This is a genomic window from Ruegeria sp. AI2 (genome assembly GCF_056541275.1).
The window spans coordinates 44,579-59,548 of sequence record NZ_JBQFYB010000002.1 but is presented as its reverse complement, the minus strand read 5'-3'; the positions used below and the strand labels follow the sequence as shown (position 1 = coordinate 59,548).

Below are 14,970 nucleotides of genomic sequence, written 5' to 3'. Positions count from 1 at the left end.
CGGTCAGACCGGCAAGGCTGTGGTCTTGAACACGGTACGCAGCGCAAAAGAACTTTGCATCTGCGCCACCCCAGGCAAGCGCGACAGGTATTGCCGGTGGATACGCGCGAAATCTTCTGTGTTTTCCGCCACGACCTTCAGAATGTAGTCTGCGGTTCCGGCCATCAGATGGCACTCCAGCACATCTGGTATTCGGGCCACCGCCTTTTCGAAAACATCCAGAACCTCTTCGGCCTGGCCTTGTAGCGTGATCTCGACAAAGACGGTGGTAGGCACGTTCATTTTCCGCGCATCCAGCAGAGCCACATAGTTGCGGATATAGCCGTCAACCTCCAACCGTTGAACGCGGCGGTGGCACGCAGATGGAGACAGGTTGACCTGTTCAGACAGTTCCGAATTCGACATCCGGCCATTCTTCTGAAGTGCGGCCAGAATCTTTCGATCAGTCGTGTCCAGGCTCATTCCTGCAATTCCTTTGCGAGTTTTTTGAATAGTACGGGAAATTCTTCCAAAGAAAAGTCTACTGACACGTTTTCTTTCACAGAAATTGCGCCACGAAATGCACATAATTTAAGCAGCTTATGAACGGAGAGCCCAATGAAAATCGGTTGCCCCAAGGAAATCAAACCTCAGGAATTCCGCGTCGGGATGACGCCCAATGCCGCTCAGGAAGCGGTCGCTCGCGGACACCAAGTCCTGATCGAGTCCGGCGCGGGCATCGGCGCAGGTTTCGACAATGACGCCTATGTCGCCGCAGGCGCGCAAATTATCGACACCGCGGAAGAGGTGTTTGCCACCGCCGACATGATCGTCAAGGTCAAGGAACCGCAGGCCGTGGAACGCAAGATGCTGCGTGAAGACCAGCTGCTGTTCACCTATCTGCACCTGGCTCCGGACCCGGATCAGACACATGACCTGCTGGAATCGGGTTGTACCGCAATTGCCTACGAAACCGTAACAGATGCCAACGGCGGCCTGCCGCTGCTGGCACCTATGTCCGAGGTCGCTGGTCGTCTGGCCCCTCAGGTCGGATCCTGGACCCTGCAGAAGGCCAATGGCGGCCGTGGGGTTCTGATGGGTGGCGTTCCCGGCGTCGGCCCGGCCAAAGTGGTTGTGATTGGCGGCGGTGTCGTCGGGACACACGCGGCCAAGATTGCCGCCGGAATGGGGGCTGATGTCACCGTTCTGGATCGGTCGCTGCCGCGCCTGCGCTACTTGGACGATGTCTTTGGCGGAACTTTTAAGAACCAGTATTCGACAGCAGGCGCGACCGCTGAACTGATCCAGGACGCCGATATGGTCATCGGTGCTGTTCTGATCCCCGGCGCAGCCGCACCGAAACTGGTGTCGCGCGCTCAACTGTCGACGATGAAACCCGGCGCAGTACTGGTGGATGTCGCCATCGACCAAGGCGGGTGCTTTGAAACGTCAAAAGCCACCACCCATGCCGATCCGATCTACGATGTCGATGGCATTATGCATTACTGCGTTGCCAACATGCCGGGCGCTGTTGCGCGCACCTCAACCATCGCACTGGGCAATGCCACGATGCCGTTCATGCTGTCGCTGGCCGACAAGGGATGGAAACAGGCATGTCAGGACGATCCGCACCTGCTGGAAGGTCTGAACGTTCATGCTGGTAAACTGACCTACTATGCCGTTGGCAAGGCCCTTGGCATCGACGTCGTTTCGCCAAACGTGGTGGTCAAATCGTAAGCGCCTCCACTCCGGAAGTTGCCTGTTGATAGTAATTCTCAGGGTGGCGCGGTCGGTACCGAACCGACGACTTTCACAAAAAAGGGCACCGGGTTTCGGCGCGGTGCCCTTTTCAAATTGAGGAGGGAATAATTATTTTCCCGATCGGCCGGTGCCAGTTTTACCCCTGTTTTTGAATTTCGACCGAATGCGGATACGGAATCGAAACACCTTTGGCGTCAAACGCCTCTTTCACCGCCTTCGTAAGCTCGAACTTGACGTCCCAGTAATCGGCTGCGGCACACCATAGCCGCGCAGTCAGATCGACTGAGCTGTCGCCCAGATTCGTGACCCGCACCCAGGGTTCAGGATCGCTGTTAATGCGCTGGTCGGCCTTGGCCACATCCAGAATGATCTGCATGGCGGTATCTGCGCTGTCCCCGTAATCAATTCCAAACACCAGATCGACACGACGTGTGTCGTGGGCTGAATAATTGGTTATGATCGACCCCCATGCCTGACCGTTTGGAACAATGATCTGCACGTTATCGGGAGTCACAAGCTCGGTCGTGAACAGGCTCAGATCCATAACGGTTCCTGCCGTGCCACCGATATCCACATACTGTCCAAGCTTGTAGGGTCGGAAAACCACCAACATCACACCGGCCGCAAGATCACTCAGTGTACCCTGAAGTGCCAACCCGACAGCCAGCGACGCAGCGCCCAGAATGGCGACGATACTGGTGGCTTCTATCCCGAAGATCCCCAAAACGGCGACCAGAACTATGGCCAAAATCGCCCACTTGATCACACTGGCGGCAAAATTTCCGAGTGTCGGGTCGATCTGCGGCGTTCTGTTGATCCGGCGGCGTACAACACCCGCGATCATTCGGGCGGCGATCCAACCCAGAACAAGAACGATCAGAGCCTTCGCTGCATTCAAGGCAATGGGCAAGTATTGATTGGCCATACCAATCGCCTGCTCAGCCAAGTCGGCGGTTTGTTCCATCTCGAATTTCCTCGTGTTTTCTGTTCATCAATTCTAATAAAACAGGCTCCGCGATAGGTACGGAGCCCGATGTAATAACAGAATTACTGGTCTACTTCTTCAAAGCGTCCCGGATTTCCATCAGGATGTCCAGTTCGCTAGGACCTGCGGGCGCCTCTTCAGCCGCTTCTTCCTCTGCTTCAGCAGCGTCTTTGACCTTATTCACCATTTTTACCAGCATGAAGACGACCCAGGCGATGATCAGGAAATTGATGATAGCCATTATGAAAGCACCATAGGCAAAGACGGATGCGCCTGCTTCACGTGCCGCGTCAAGGCTGGCACCTTCGGCCACGTCGCCTGCAAGAACGGCGTAATTGTTCGTAAAGTCGATACCCCCTGTGAACAATCCAATAAGCGGATTGATCAGATCGCCCACCAACGAGGTAACAATTGCGGTAAACGCAGCACCGATAATGATACCGACCGCCATGTCCATGACATTGCCCTTGGCAATGAATGTCTTGAATTCTTCCAGCATAGCATCCCTCTTGTTTTCTAAGACCACGCTTCTGTTCACGCATGATCGCATAGGAATTGTGCGTTAAACGCATGAATAAGGGTATGTTTTTTAGGGGAAAGCCACCCTATTTTTCCCCAAATGGCATTTCTCAGGAGTTACCATGTCTCAACTTGCGCCTTTTTTCGTAACCGACAGATGGCCTGTAAAAGATCCCAAGGTCCTTCAACTCTACTCCTATCCAACGCCAAACGGCGTCAAAGCCTCGATCATGCTTGAGGAAACCGGCCTGCCCTATGAGGCGCATCTGGTGACCCTGGCAGACTCGGATGTCAAAAGTCCCGAGTTCCTGTCGCTGAACCCGAACAACAAGATCCCGGCGATAATCGACCCCAACGGACCCGACGGTGCACCGCTGGCCCTGTTCGAAAGCGGCGCGATCCTGCTGTATCTGGCCGAGAAAACGGGCAAGTTCCTTGGCCAAACCGCAGCAGACAAGCACCGGATCACCCAATGGCTGATGTTTCAGATGGGCGGCATCGGGCCAATGTTTGGCCAGCTAGGGTTTTTCTACAAGTTCGCTGGCAGCGCGATAGAAGATCCGCGCCCGCGCGAGCGTTACATCAACGAAGCCAAGCGCCTGCTGAACGTGGTGAATACGCAACTGGAAGGACAAGACTGGATCGCGGGCGAATATTCCATCGCGGATATCGCGCTTGCCCCGTGGCTGAATGCACTGGATTTCTATGGCGCGAAGGATGTGGTTGATTGGGACGGCTATTCCAATGTCGTCGCTTATGTTGATCGTTTCTTCCAACGCCCAGCGGTTCAGCGCGGCAAAGCCATACCCGCACGAGACTGATAACACTTGAAAGAAAGGGGGCGCCAAACCGGCGCCCCTTTTATCGATCAGCCGGGCAGAGCGCCTGTCAGCACGTAACGCAGAATTTCGACCACCTGAGCGGGTTCTTCCGCCACGGCCAGTGCGGCGGCATCAACTTCTTTCAGCGCGTGCTGGTGATCCGGGCCGTGCAGAACGATGATAGACTTGCCCAGTGCTGCAGCGTAACCCGCGTCAAAGGCAGCGTTCCACTGTTTGTACTTGTCACCAAACCTGACGACGACAACATCCGCATCCGCAATCCCCTTGCGTGTTCGGATCGCATTGACCATCGCCCCCTTGTGGTCGTGCCAATACTTGTTCGGCTCGGCCCCCAGAATGGCCACACCACAATCATCACTGGCCGTGTGATCGGTAACGGGGCTGTTGAAGGTCACGTCCAACCCTTGCGCCCCATCGATGATCTGTTCACGCCAGTCGGTGTGGATTTCTCCGGAAAGATAAACGTTCAGGCCCATGGCAAACTCCGATGTTGTTCCCGACCAATTTAAGGGTCCCACACCCAAAGCCCAACGCGGATTCCGGAAAAACCTTACATTTTACGAGCCACTAGGAATCGGCGGGCGTCACGTATTGGGAAACTGTCGCTCTCGATGATGCTGAACCCGGCGCGTTCAAGAGCCGCATCAAGATCCGCCTCAGACAGGAATTGCACAAACGGAGCCTTACCAAAGAACTGCATGATCGGAAGCGCGAGACGAATAGCGTAATACTTCAGGCTCGCCGCGCAGGACGGCCGGCAAAAAGTTTTCGAAATAAACAGTCCGCCCGGTTTAAGGACCGAATGTATTTGGCTCAATGTCAGATCCAGATCTTCGACCAGATGCAAAAGGTTGAATGCCAGCGCCGCATCAAATGAACCCTCAGGCGGTCGATTTGCATCAGCCTCGGCAAAAGTGACGTTTTCGATGCTTTGCGAAGCGGCGTTTCGACGTCCAACGGCCAACATACCGGGGGACACGTCGGTTGCAGTGATAGATCCTACATATCCGGACAGCTTCAGAGCAGTCATGCCTGTGCCGCACCCAAGTTCCAGAACATCATCGGATTTCTTCAGGTAAGACGCTGTCCGTTCCAGCGTGTGCTCGTACGAAGCCATGTCTTTGATGGGCGAGCGGGCATATTTCTCGGCCACTCCATCCCAGAATTTCGCAGTGGTGGTCATTGAGGAGTCTCCTTTCGGCGAGAATTTATTCATGCGCAGACCGAATATAAATTGCCGAAATTTGCAGGTTTACTATACATTTTTGTATGAATGAGTTTGGCGATTTTGATTGGAACCACATCCGGGCCTTTCTGGCGACGGCTGAAACCGGGTCATTTTCCGCAGCGGCACGGCAGCTACGGCAAACCCAGCCTACGCTGAGTCGTCAGATAGCAGCGCTTGAACAGGACCTGGGCGTGATGCTGTTTGAACGGGCTGGCAGAACTCTTGAGATCACTCAGGCCGGATTGGAGCTGCTGGATCATACACGCAAAATGGGGGACGCCGCCAATCGCATTGCGCTGACGGCGTCCGGACAGGCTCAATCCATTGAAGGCCGGGTTCGCATCACCGCCAGTGACGTGATGTCAGCCTATGTCTTGCCCGACCTGCTGCGTGAAATCCGGGTGCAAGCCCCGCGCCTGCGGATTGACGTGATTGCCTCAAACGATATTCAGGATCTTATGCGGCGCGAGGCAGATATCGCGATCCGCCATGTCCGCCCTGATCAACCCGACCTAATCGCGAAACTGGTACAGGAGGCGTCCGGGCATTTCTATGCAACCACAGAGTATCTCAACCGTGCGGGACGCCCGAAATCAAAGCAGGACCTTTCACGGCATGAGTTCATCAGCTTCGGCGACAACAATCAGATGATCGCCTATCTGAAACCGCTTGGCATTCACCTGACCAACGAGAATTTCCGGCTTGGGTCTCAGAACGGAATAGTGGCTTGGGAATACGCCAAACAAGGCTTTGGCATAGCGCCGATGTCGCAGACCGTCGGTGATGCGGCACCAGGTATGGAGCGTGTGTGCCCCGGGATGGAGGCTATCACATTTCCGATCTGGCTGACCACGCATCGCGAGTTGCACACCAGCCGCCGCATCCGGCTGGTCTATGACTTACTGACCAAGTTCCTGTCCAAATAAAAAACGCGCCCGAAGGCGCGCTTTCCATTGGAGCCTCAGAGCTCTAACCGCGAAGGACCCCGCCCGTCGCCTTGGCAACCTTGGCAATGATCTTCTCGGCCACAGCTTCGATGTCTTTTTCCTTCAGCGTCGCCTCAGTCGGTTGCAGGCGCACGGTAATGGCAAGAGACTTCTTGCCTTCGCCAAGGCTGCCGCCAATGAATTCGTCAAAGACACGCACGCCCTCAATCAGTGCCTTGTCGGCACCTGCGGCTGCGTTTACCAACGTCAGCGCTTCGACATCGGCATCGACAACAAAGGCAAAATCACGCTCGACCGCCTGCAAGTCGCGCAGTTCCAGCGCAGCGCGGGTGGCCCCGGATTTGCGGGGCAAAGGCACTTCGTCCGGCCAGATGGTGAATGCCATTACCGGACCTTTTATGTCCATCGCCTGCAAAACGCGCGGGTGCAACTCTCCGAAGACAGCCAGTACTTTTTTCGGACCCAGACAGATTTTGCCATGACGACCCGGATGCCACCATGGATCGCCGTCGCGCAGAATCTGAACCTTTTCGGGCGCGCCAACGGCGGCCAGAACAGCCTCGACATCTGCCTTGGCGTCGAACACGTCCACTGGGCGCGCAGCACCGTGCACATCCTTGGGGCCAGAACGTCCTACCAGCAGGCCGGTGATCTGGGTTTTCTGATCACCCGGCTCGCCATTGTGAAAGACCGGACCGACCTCGAACAGGGCGACATCCGCGAATCCGCGCGCCTGATTGCGGGCGGCAGCCTGCAACAGGCCGGGCAGCAGATCGGGGCGCATATGGCTCATCTCGGATGAGATCGGGTTTTCCAGCATGGTCGTAGTATCGCCACCACCGAACAAAGCCGCCGAAGCCTGATCAATGAACGTATAACTGACGCATTCGTTATAACCCAGCGCTGCGCAGGTACGGCGCGCCATGGACTGACGGCGTTGTGTCGGGGTCATTACCGGTTTCGGTATCCCCTCGGTCACGCGCGGCAACGGCCGGCCTTGCAGCTTGGTCAAGGAAGCAATCCGCGCGACCTCTTCCACCAGATCAGCCTCGCCCAGGATATCCGGGCGCCAGCTGGGGACATGGGCCATCTCGCCTTCCAGACGAAAGCCCAGACGGGTCAGGGTCTGTCGCTGTTCGCTTTCGGGAATATCCATCCCGACCAGAGACTGCACCCTTTCCGCATTCAGCTTGTAGGCGCGCGCATGGTTCGGCGCTTTGCCAGCCTCAACCACGTTGGAGGCTTCTCCGCCGCAGATATCCAGGATCATCTGGGTCGCGTGTTCCAGCCCCTCGCGGGTGTATTCCGGGTCAACACCGCGCTCGAACCGATAGCGCGCGTCGGAATTGATCTTGAGCGCACGGCCTGTGAGCGCGATTTGCACATGATCCCAGAACGCGCTTTCGAGGAAAACGTTTACCGTTTCCTCGGTACATCCGGTTTCCTCACCGCCCATGATGCCTGCAATCGATTCCGGGCCTTTGTCATCCGAAATCACCATCATTCCGGGTTGCAGCGTGTATTCTTTTTCATCCAGCGCGACCAGCGTCTCGCCGCCTTTAGCACGGTGCACCCGCAGGTTGCCCTGCACCTTGTCGGCGTCGAACACGTGCAACGGGCGGTTGTGATCGTAGGTCATGTAATTGGTGATATCCACCAGCGCCGAGATCGGACGCAGACCTATGGCCTTCAACTGATCCTGCAGCCATTGCGGGCTGGGGCCATTCTTCACGCCACGGATCAGACGGCCAGTGAAATGCGGCGCTCCGTCCAGCGTGTCTTCTTCGATTGACACCTTGATCGGACACTCGAAATCACCCGGAACAGGCGTATAATCACGCTGCTTCAACGTGCCAATTCCACGCGCGGCCAGATCGCGTGCAATCCCTTCGACCCCCAGCGCATCCGGGCGGTTCGGAGTGATCGCGATTTCGATCATCGGGTCGACTTTGGATGGGTCGTTTTCTGCAAGCCAGCCCACGAATGTATCACCCACTTCGCCCGAGGGCAGTTCGATGATGCCGTCATGTTCATCCGACAGCTCCAGCTCACGCTCGGACGCCATCATGCCAAAGCTTTCGACACCGCGGATCTTGCCGACGCTGATGGTCAGGTCCAGGCCAGGGATGTACATGCCCGGTTTGCAGACCACGACGGTGATCCCTTCACGCGCATTGGGCGCACCGCAAATAATCTGTAGCTCGCCCTCGTCCGTATCGACCTTGCAAACGCGCAGCTTGTCTGCGTCGGGGTGTTTTTCGGCGTGTTTCACATAGCCCAGCGTAAAGCCTGCCAGCCGTTCGGCCGGGTTCACGATCTCTTCGACCTCAAGCCCGAGATCGGTCAGCGCCTCGGCGATTTCATCAACCGAAGCATCAGTGTCGAGGTGGTCTTTCAGCCAGGACAGAGTGAATTTCATTGCACGGGGCCTTTTTTGGCAAACATCCAGTCGGCACAGGCAATGGCAAAGAATGCGCCGGGGTGCAAGCTCTGCGCGTCACGGATACGTGGGGGTGCGGCCCAAAAGCTCATCCAACTGCCATCCGATCCAGCCATGGGGGATGAAATGCCCGCCGGGATGCGTGTCCAGCACCACCTGCCCCTGCATGCAATCGGTCCATTCCACTCGGCTAAGCGTCAGGAACTGTTCCACACTCCAATCACCCCGCGGGGTGGCTGCATCGCAGCCGTATTTCTCACGCCACAGCGCCACCGGATACGTTGTATCGCCACCCGGACCAAACGGGAAATCCATCACAGTGTCATCTGTCCCATGGACATGCCGCACTTCTCGCGGGGCTTGCGGGCAGTTTTCGGTCTGGCGGAGTGTTCCGGCCACACCCAGCAGTGCTGCAATATCATCGCCGGTTTCACAGACAAAGCGCCACGCCATAGCGCTGCCAAAGGAATAGCCTGATACATAGATGCGGGTCGCGTCGATCGGATAGCGCCGGGAGACATCCTCAAGCACCCGGTCGGCAAAAGGCACATCATCGGTGCCTGCGGACCAGAAATCCCAGCTTTTGCCCAAACCGTTCGGGGCCACCAGCAGCACACCCCGACGTTTCGTGGCCCCGGCAATCCGTTCGTGGTTCACCACCACGGTTCCCTGCCGCGCCCAACCATGGAAATGCAGCAGCACCGGCAGGGGTGTTTCACCATCCCAGCCATCAGGTTCCAGCACATGGTACGAGCGATCACCGAGCTCGCACGCGGTATCGCCGTGGCATTCGGTTTTCCAGGGACCCATGGCAAAGGCGGGCGAGGCCATCAGCAGGAGAAGGCAGAGCAATCGACAGATCATGCGCCCGACCCTAACGGGGCATTCCACCCTGTCACTTAACATATCGGTGTGGTCCGAACGTAGGGCGGGCTTCAGCCCGGCACCCACCCACCGCACATGGCGGGCTGAAGCCCGCCCTACGTCAGGTCAAAGCATCAAGCCGCGCTATGGCCAGACCGCGGGATGGCGATCTTTGGGTTGTGGTGGGCAGTTTATGCGGGCCAAATCCGAGCGCTGTTTGAGCGTTGCACTGTCGGGGACAAATCGCCAGCCCGTGCGGGCGGTCTGGCGATGGCGCGGCGGCCTATCGGCCTTTGCTCCGTGCTTCCACCGCTTCATTCCGACTATTTCTCAGAATCAAAACGCAGAAAGTTTGGCTCGACTTCATGCCGCTCCAATCCCAGTTCTCGTCGCAGGTCTCGCCGAAGGATCATAAGCAGCGGCAGCATGCTACCAGTGCCCAGTGCGACTTCATTAGTGAGGCGCTTTGCCTGTTCGGCAGCTTCCTTAGAGCCGAAAAGGAAAATAGCTCCGAGTGAAGACTCTACTCGCCTTTTCTTTTCCTCTGGCAAAGGGTTTCTACCTGCCGCATCCTCAAGATTGCGATAAGCTTCGATCAGATGAGAAACGATGCGTTCACGCCTGCGTTCCTCTTTGTCACGTCTAAGTGCAAAGAAGTACGCGCTCCAAGCACCGACAAGTCCTGCGATTACCCCGGAAACGAATGGGACAGCCCACTCACTCACCGCGACAAACCACCATGCAGGTTCGGCATATCCAGCGCTGCAAACCCGTAGTGGCGCAGCCAGCGCAGGTCGCTATCAAAGAACGCCCGCAAATCCGGAATGCCGTATTTCAGCATCGCCAGACGGTCGATGCCAATCCCGAACGCAAAACCCTGATAGACCTCGGGGTCGATCCCTCCAGCGGCGATCACCTTGGGGTGGACCATGCCGGAACCCAAAATCTCCATCCAGTCGTCGCCCTCGCCGATCTTCAGCTGACCGTTATCCCATGAACAGCGGATATCGACCTCGGCCGATGGTTCGGTGAAGGGGAAGTGCGAGGCGCGGAACCGTAGCTCGACATCGTCGACCTCAAAGAAGGCTTTCACGAACTCTTCCAGAACCCATTTCAGGTTCGCCATCGAGATATCCTTGTCGATGGCGAGCCCCTCGACCTGATGGAACATCGGCGTGTGGGTCTGGTCGTAGTCAGCGCGGTAGACGCCGCCCGGACAGATCACGCGGATCGGCGCGCCCTGTTTTTCCATCGACCGGATTTGCACCGGCGAGGTATGGGTGCGCAGCACGTGCGGCGGGCGATTGTCGCCTTCGGTGCGGTGCATATAGAACGTGTCCATCTCGGCCCGTGCGGGGTGGTGACCGGGGATGTTCAGCGCGTCGAAATTGTACCAGTCGTCTTCAACACGCGGCCCTTCGGCCACCGAGAAGCCCAGTTCCGCAAAGATCGCGGTCAGTTCCTCGGTCGCCTGGCTGATCGGGTGGATTGATCCCTGACGGCGCGGGCGGGTCGGCAGGGTGACGTCCAGCCATTCGGTGCGCAGGCGCTCATCCAGTGCAGCATCGGCCAGCGCGGCTTTCTTGGCGGACAGCGCCGAGTTGATCTCATCCTTCAGGGCATTCAGCGCCGGGCCTGCGACCTGACGTTCCTCGGGCGTCATCTTGCCCAGCTCGCGCATCTTCAGCGCGACCTCGCCTTTTTTGCCAACAGCCGCGACGCGGATCGCCTCAAGCGCGTTTTCGTCGCCTGCCTCGGCGATTTGGCCCAGATACTTTGCCTTAAGATCGTCCATGACGGCCCTCTGAATTTGGTCGAGAACCTGCTATCGGCCCCGCCCCGCGATTGCAAGCGGGACGGTGCGCATCAATAGCTGTATTCGGGATAAATCCGGGTCAGGTCGCCATTCCAGTCGCCATTGTAGTGTTCCAGCAACTCATCTGCCGGAACCTTGCCGGTGTCGATGCTTTCCTTCAGCGCGTTCAGGAAATGCGTCTCATCCGGGACCAGCCCACCGGCACCGGGGCGCGCGCGGGCTTTCAGGCCCGCCTCGGAGATTGCCACAACTTCACGCGCCAGATCATGCATGTTGACATTGCCAACCTGCGCCTGAAGCCCGTCTTTGGCCGCCGCTACACGCAGCCCCTCGCGCGTTTCAGCATCCCAGCCCTTGACCAGATCCCACGCCGCATCCAGCGCGGTTTGGTCATAGGTCAGCCCGACCCAGAAGGCGGGCAAGGCGCAAAGCCGTCGCCAAGGGCCACCATCCGCGCCGCGCATCTCCATGAACTTCTTGATCCGCGCTTCGGGGAAGGCCGTTGTCAGGTGATCGGCCCAATCCGACAGGGTCGGCGTTTCACCCGGCAATGCAGGCAACTCACCCTTGAGGAAATCTCGGAACGACATGCCCAGCGCATTGATGTACTGCCCGTCGCGGTAGACGAAATACATCGGCACATCGAGCGCGTATTGGACATAGCGTTCGAATCCAAAGCCATCCTCGAACACGAAGGGCAACATGCCCGTGCGCGCATCGTCCAGATGTCGCCAGATATGGCTGCGCCAGCTTTTCTGACCGTTCACTTTACCTTCGAAGAACGGAGAATTGGCAAACAGCGCCGTCGCTACCGGCTGCAATGCCAGCGCCACGCGCAGTTTCTGTACCATGTCGGCTTCGGACCCGAAGTCGATATTAACCTGAACGGTACACGTCCGCCGCATCATTGCGCGGCCCATGGTGCCGACTTTTTCCATATAATCGTTCATCAGCCGATACCGCCCCTTGGGCATCAGCGGCATCTGGTCATGCGTCCAGATCGGCGCCGCGCCCAGACCGATGAATCCCACACCGATCTCATCGGCGATATCCTTCACCTCGCGCAGGTGAGTGTTCACCTCATCGCAGGTTTCATGGATCGTCTCCAGCGGAGCACCCGACAGCTCCAGCGCGCCACCCGGTTCAAGGCTGACATTTGCGCCGTCCTTTTCCAGACCGATCAGATGACCGGATTCACGGACCTCTCCCCAGCCGTGGCGATCCCGCAACCCCTCCAACACGGCGACAATGGATCGCTTTCCTTCAAAAGGCAGAGGTTTCAGCGTGTCCTTGCAATAGCCGAATTTCTCATGCTCGGTGCCGATGCGCCAATCTTGCTTGGGTTTGCAACCCGATTCCAGATATTCGGCCAGTTGTTCATGGCGTTCGATCGGACCGCCGCCGGACTGAGGGATGGACATGAACCGTGCTCCGATCCTGCTGTGTCTGTTTTGAAGGTCAAGTGGTGGTCGTAAATGGCGCCAGTGTCAATGCAACGGCAAATGCGCCGGGCGCGACGGTGTACGTTCCCAGATAACGACCGGATGCCGCGATTTGCCGTTGAGTTCCGATAGCATTTGCTCGGTTTTGAGGCCCGGCAGGTTTGAGAATACGTCGAACAATGCCTCGGCTCCTTCTGCATTCACAGGAATGTGAAGCGCTGGCTGGCCCGGCTGATCCAGAACCCAATGTGCAGGGTCGGAGGTCGGGTCAAGGGCCAGACGCTCAATTTCGCGGGACGCGACGATGCCGCCGTCCAAGGGGCCCAGATAAGTGATCTGACCTTCATCAATCGTCACGACACCTTGCCCGCCCACACCTGTTCTGAAGCGCGCGCGCTGTATGCCGATCACAGTCAAAGCCGCTGACACGACAATCAGAAACCAGCCTATCCAGGCCAACAGCCCACCCGGCCCGCTGATCCAGCTCAGACCAAGGATCAGGACAAAAGCCGCAACCAGAACCTCGCGCCAACGCCAAAGCGCCAGTTTTGCCTCGGGTCGGATGAAACTCATGAGAGCACCCTTTGCGGTTCCTGCAGCAAAGCGACCTTGTACCAACCCACCTGTTGGAACCCAATCGCCTCATAGGCACGGGCGGCAGGTGCGTTGTTCGCAAATAGGATCGCGGCCGCCGCACCCTCGGATTTTGCTTTCTGCATCAATGCGGTCGTGACCCGTCGACCCAGGCCACGATTTCTGTTTTTACGTGGAACAAAAACACCACCGACCTGAACTTGGTCGTGAACCCTGGCATTCACGGATGCCATGGCAACCGGCGCGTCGCCTTCCATCAGGACAATCGCCCTGCCTGCGGTAATTTCCGCCTCGACGCGCTCTGCGGCAAGCTCACGCGCCTCTTCGCCTGCGGCCTGTCCGGTATCCTCGATGTAATCCGCGAACCAAGTGTGCAGTCTTGACCGATCCTCGGCGCGCAAATCGCGATAAGGAACAGGTGCCTTAGTCAGACCTCGCAGGTCACGTCGATAAAGCGGTTCATCGTGATTCAACCGGTACTTCGCCTTCCCCAATCCCAGAGCGCCCAACGTCAGCTCGACCTGAGGTGCATCTCCCGTCATACCCAAAACGGTTTCGCCTTCGATCATCCGCGCGAAACACTCGACAGCTTCGGTTTCGGCGTTGGGCAATTGAACCATCAGATAGCCCTTCTTGCTGAGCCCGAAGACACCCCGGACCTGATCCTCACCCCAGATGAAGTAGCGGCTGGAATATTCATTCGCATTCAACCCCACCCCGTGGGCCGCCAAATTGCTGCGCAAAAACATTGAACTGTCAGGGTAGCGGGACAGAAACCTCTCTAGCGCCGGGGCATCCGATTGAACCGCCTCGCGAATCACGACCAATCTCCCAATGCCTGCTGCCACATGGTCAATGCGGCCACCGCCGCTGTATCCGCCCGCAGAATACGCGGGCCAAGACTGACCACATGCGCATAGGGTAAAGCCGACAGCCGCGCACGCTCAGCGTTGGAAAACCCGCCCTCCGGGCCGATGAGAATCGCCCAGGGGCGCCCTTTTTCATTCGCTGCCAGCCGCAGGGCCGAACCGACCTCGGCTTCGTTGCAGAACATCAACTGCCGACCTTCAGGCCAGGTCTTCAGCACGCGGTCCAGCCGCTGAAGGTCTGCCACTTCGGGCACGTAGGTTCCTCCGCATTGTTCAGCGGCTTCGATTGCATGAGCCTGAAGCCGGTCTTGCCGGATACGGTCTGCGTTGGTGAATTCGGTCTGAACTGGCAGGATGCGAGCCGCGCCCATTTCAGCGGCTTTTTCAACAATGAAATCGGTGCGCGCCTTTTTGATCGGCGCAAACAGGAACCACAGATCGGGGGGCAGCTGCAAAGGTTTGGTCTGCCTGACACAGGTCAGAGCGCCACCGCGTTTTCCGGACTCGGCCACCTCGGCCAGCCACTCTCCATCTTTGCCGTTAAACAGCGCCACTGCTCCTCCGACCGGCAGTCGCATGACGCCAAACAGATAGTGCGCCTGATCGCGCGTCAAAGGAACCGATTGCCCCTGACCCAAGGGCTGCTCTACATACAGTCTGATTTTCGCACTCATGAGACCTACA

General features: G+C 57.7%; 16 protein-coding genes. 3 read left to right on the top strand and 13 right to left on the bottom strand.

All coding sequences use genetic code 11. The annotated features are described in order from the left end of the window. Positions 1-3: 3 nt before the first annotated feature. Positions 4-462, bottom strand: coding sequence for an Lrp/AsnC family transcriptional regulator (locus ACR0LL_RS07725; RefSeq protein ID WP_209506641.1), 459 nt, complete (start codon positions 460-462; stop codon positions 4-6). A 135-nt stretch (positions 463-597) separates the two neighbouring features. On the opposite strand from ACR0LL_RS07725, the gene ald reads away from it, so the two are divergent. Beyond that, positions 598-1,716, top strand: a complete 1,119-nt coding sequence (gene ald / locus ACR0LL_RS07720) for an alanine dehydrogenase (RefSeq protein WP_267366958.1) — start codon at positions 598-600, stop codon at positions 1,714-1,716. 160 nt (positions 1,717-1,876) lie between these two features. Here the strand turns inward: ald and ACR0LL_RS07715 are convergent, their stop codons facing one another. Both ACR0LL_RS07715 and mscL read right to left on the bottom strand, forming a co-directional pair. Beyond that, complete coding sequence (locus ACR0LL_RS07715) at positions 1,877-2,665, bottom strand: mechanosensitive ion channel family protein (protein WP_480585840.1); 789 nt, start codon at positions 2,663-2,665, stop codon at positions 1,877-1,879. Between the two features lie 130 nt (positions 2,666-2,795). Further along, the gene (gene mscL / locus ACR0LL_RS07710; protein WP_480585417.1) at positions 2,796-3,224 is read right to left on the bottom strand and encodes a large conductance mechanosensitive channel protein MscL; all 429 of its coding nucleotides are present in this window, start codon (positions 3,222-3,224) and stop codon (positions 2,796-2,798) included. A 142-nt stretch (positions 3,225-3,366) separates the two neighbouring features. Between mscL and ACR0LL_RS07705 the strand changes: the two genes are divergently transcribed. Then, on the top strand, positions 3,367-4,065 hold the full coding sequence (locus ACR0LL_RS07705; protein WP_480585414.1) for a glutathione S-transferase family protein: 699 nt from the start codon (positions 3,367-3,369) through the stop codon (positions 4,063-4,065). A 47-nt stretch (positions 4,066-4,112) separates the two neighbouring features. Here the strand turns inward: ACR0LL_RS07705 and ACR0LL_RS07700 are convergent, their stop codons facing one another. Continuing rightward, a complete protein-coding gene (locus ACR0LL_RS07700) occupies positions 4,113-4,562 on the bottom strand; it encodes a YtoQ family protein (RefSeq protein WP_480483023.1) in 450 nt (149 codons plus the stop codon). A 74-nt stretch (positions 4,563-4,636) separates the two neighbouring features. Next, complete coding sequence (locus ACR0LL_RS07695) at positions 4,637-5,269, bottom strand: methyltransferase domain-containing protein (RefSeq protein ID WP_480585411.1); 633 nt, start codon at positions 5,267-5,269, stop codon at positions 4,637-4,639. Positions 5,270-5,355: 86 nt separating this feature from the next. Between ACR0LL_RS07695 and ACR0LL_RS07690 the strand changes: the two genes are divergently transcribed. Continuing rightward, positions 5,356-6,240 (top strand): LysR family transcriptional regulator, encoded by an 885-nt coding sequence (locus ACR0LL_RS07690; protein ID WP_480585408.1) that lies wholly within the window; start codon positions 5,356-5,358, stop codon positions 6,238-6,240. Between the two features lie 43 nt (positions 6,241-6,283). Here ACR0LL_RS07690 and pheT read toward each other — a convergent pair whose 3' ends face one another. From pheT to ACR0LL_RS07650, 8 genes are all read right to left on the bottom strand, one after another. After that, complete coding sequence (gene pheT / locus ACR0LL_RS07685) at positions 6,284-8,680, bottom strand: phenylalanine--tRNA ligase subunit beta (RefSeq protein WP_480585405.1); 2,397 nt, start codon at positions 8,678-8,680, stop codon at positions 6,284-6,286. A gap of 78 nt (positions 8,681-8,758) precedes the next feature. After that, on the bottom strand, positions 8,759-9,565 hold the full coding sequence (locus tag ACR0LL_RS07680; protein WP_480585403.1) for a CE1 family esterase: 807 nt from the start codon (positions 9,563-9,565) through the stop codon (positions 8,759-8,761). A gap of 323 nt (positions 9,566-9,888) precedes the next feature. Continuing rightward, positions 9,889-10,290 carry a hypothetical protein gene (locus tag ACR0LL_RS07675; RefSeq protein WP_480585400.1) on the bottom strand — a complete coding sequence of 134 codons (402 nt, stop codon included), beginning with the start codon at positions 10,288-10,290 and terminating at the stop codon, positions 9,889-9,891. Further along, the gene (gene pheS, locus ACR0LL_RS07670) at positions 10,287-11,360 is read right to left on the bottom strand and encodes a phenylalanine--tRNA ligase subunit alpha (RefSeq protein WP_480585397.1); all 1,074 of its coding nucleotides are present in this window, start codon (positions 11,358-11,360) and stop codon (positions 10,287-10,289) included. Before pheS ends, ACR0LL_RS07675 begins: the two co-directional genes overlap by 4 nt. Positions 11,361-11,431: 71 nt before the next feature. Then, on the bottom strand, positions 11,432-12,802 hold the full coding sequence (locus ACR0LL_RS07665; protein WP_267365439.1) for a glutamate--cysteine ligase: 1,371 nt from the start codon (positions 12,800-12,802) through the stop codon (positions 11,432-11,434). A 66-nt stretch (positions 12,803-12,868) separates the two neighbouring features. Continuing rightward, on the bottom strand, positions 12,869-13,396 hold the full coding sequence (locus ACR0LL_RS07660; RefSeq protein ID WP_480585394.1) for a hypothetical protein: 528 nt from the start codon (positions 13,394-13,396) through the stop codon (positions 12,869-12,871). Beyond that, the gene (locus tag ACR0LL_RS07655; protein ID WP_480585393.1) at positions 13,393-14,238 is read right to left on the bottom strand and encodes a GNAT family N-acetyltransferase; all 846 of its coding nucleotides are present in this window, start codon (positions 14,236-14,238) and stop codon (positions 13,393-13,395) included. The genes ACR0LL_RS07660 and ACR0LL_RS07655 overlap by 4 nt, the downstream gene beginning before the upstream one ends. Then, positions 14,235-14,960 (bottom strand): 16S rRNA (uracil(1498)-N(3))-methyltransferase, encoded by a 726-nt coding sequence (locus ACR0LL_RS07650; protein WP_480585390.1) that lies wholly within the window; start codon positions 14,958-14,960, stop codon positions 14,235-14,237. The genes ACR0LL_RS07655 and ACR0LL_RS07650 overlap by 4 nt, the downstream gene beginning before the upstream one ends. Positions 14,961-14,970 lie beyond the last annotated feature (10 nt).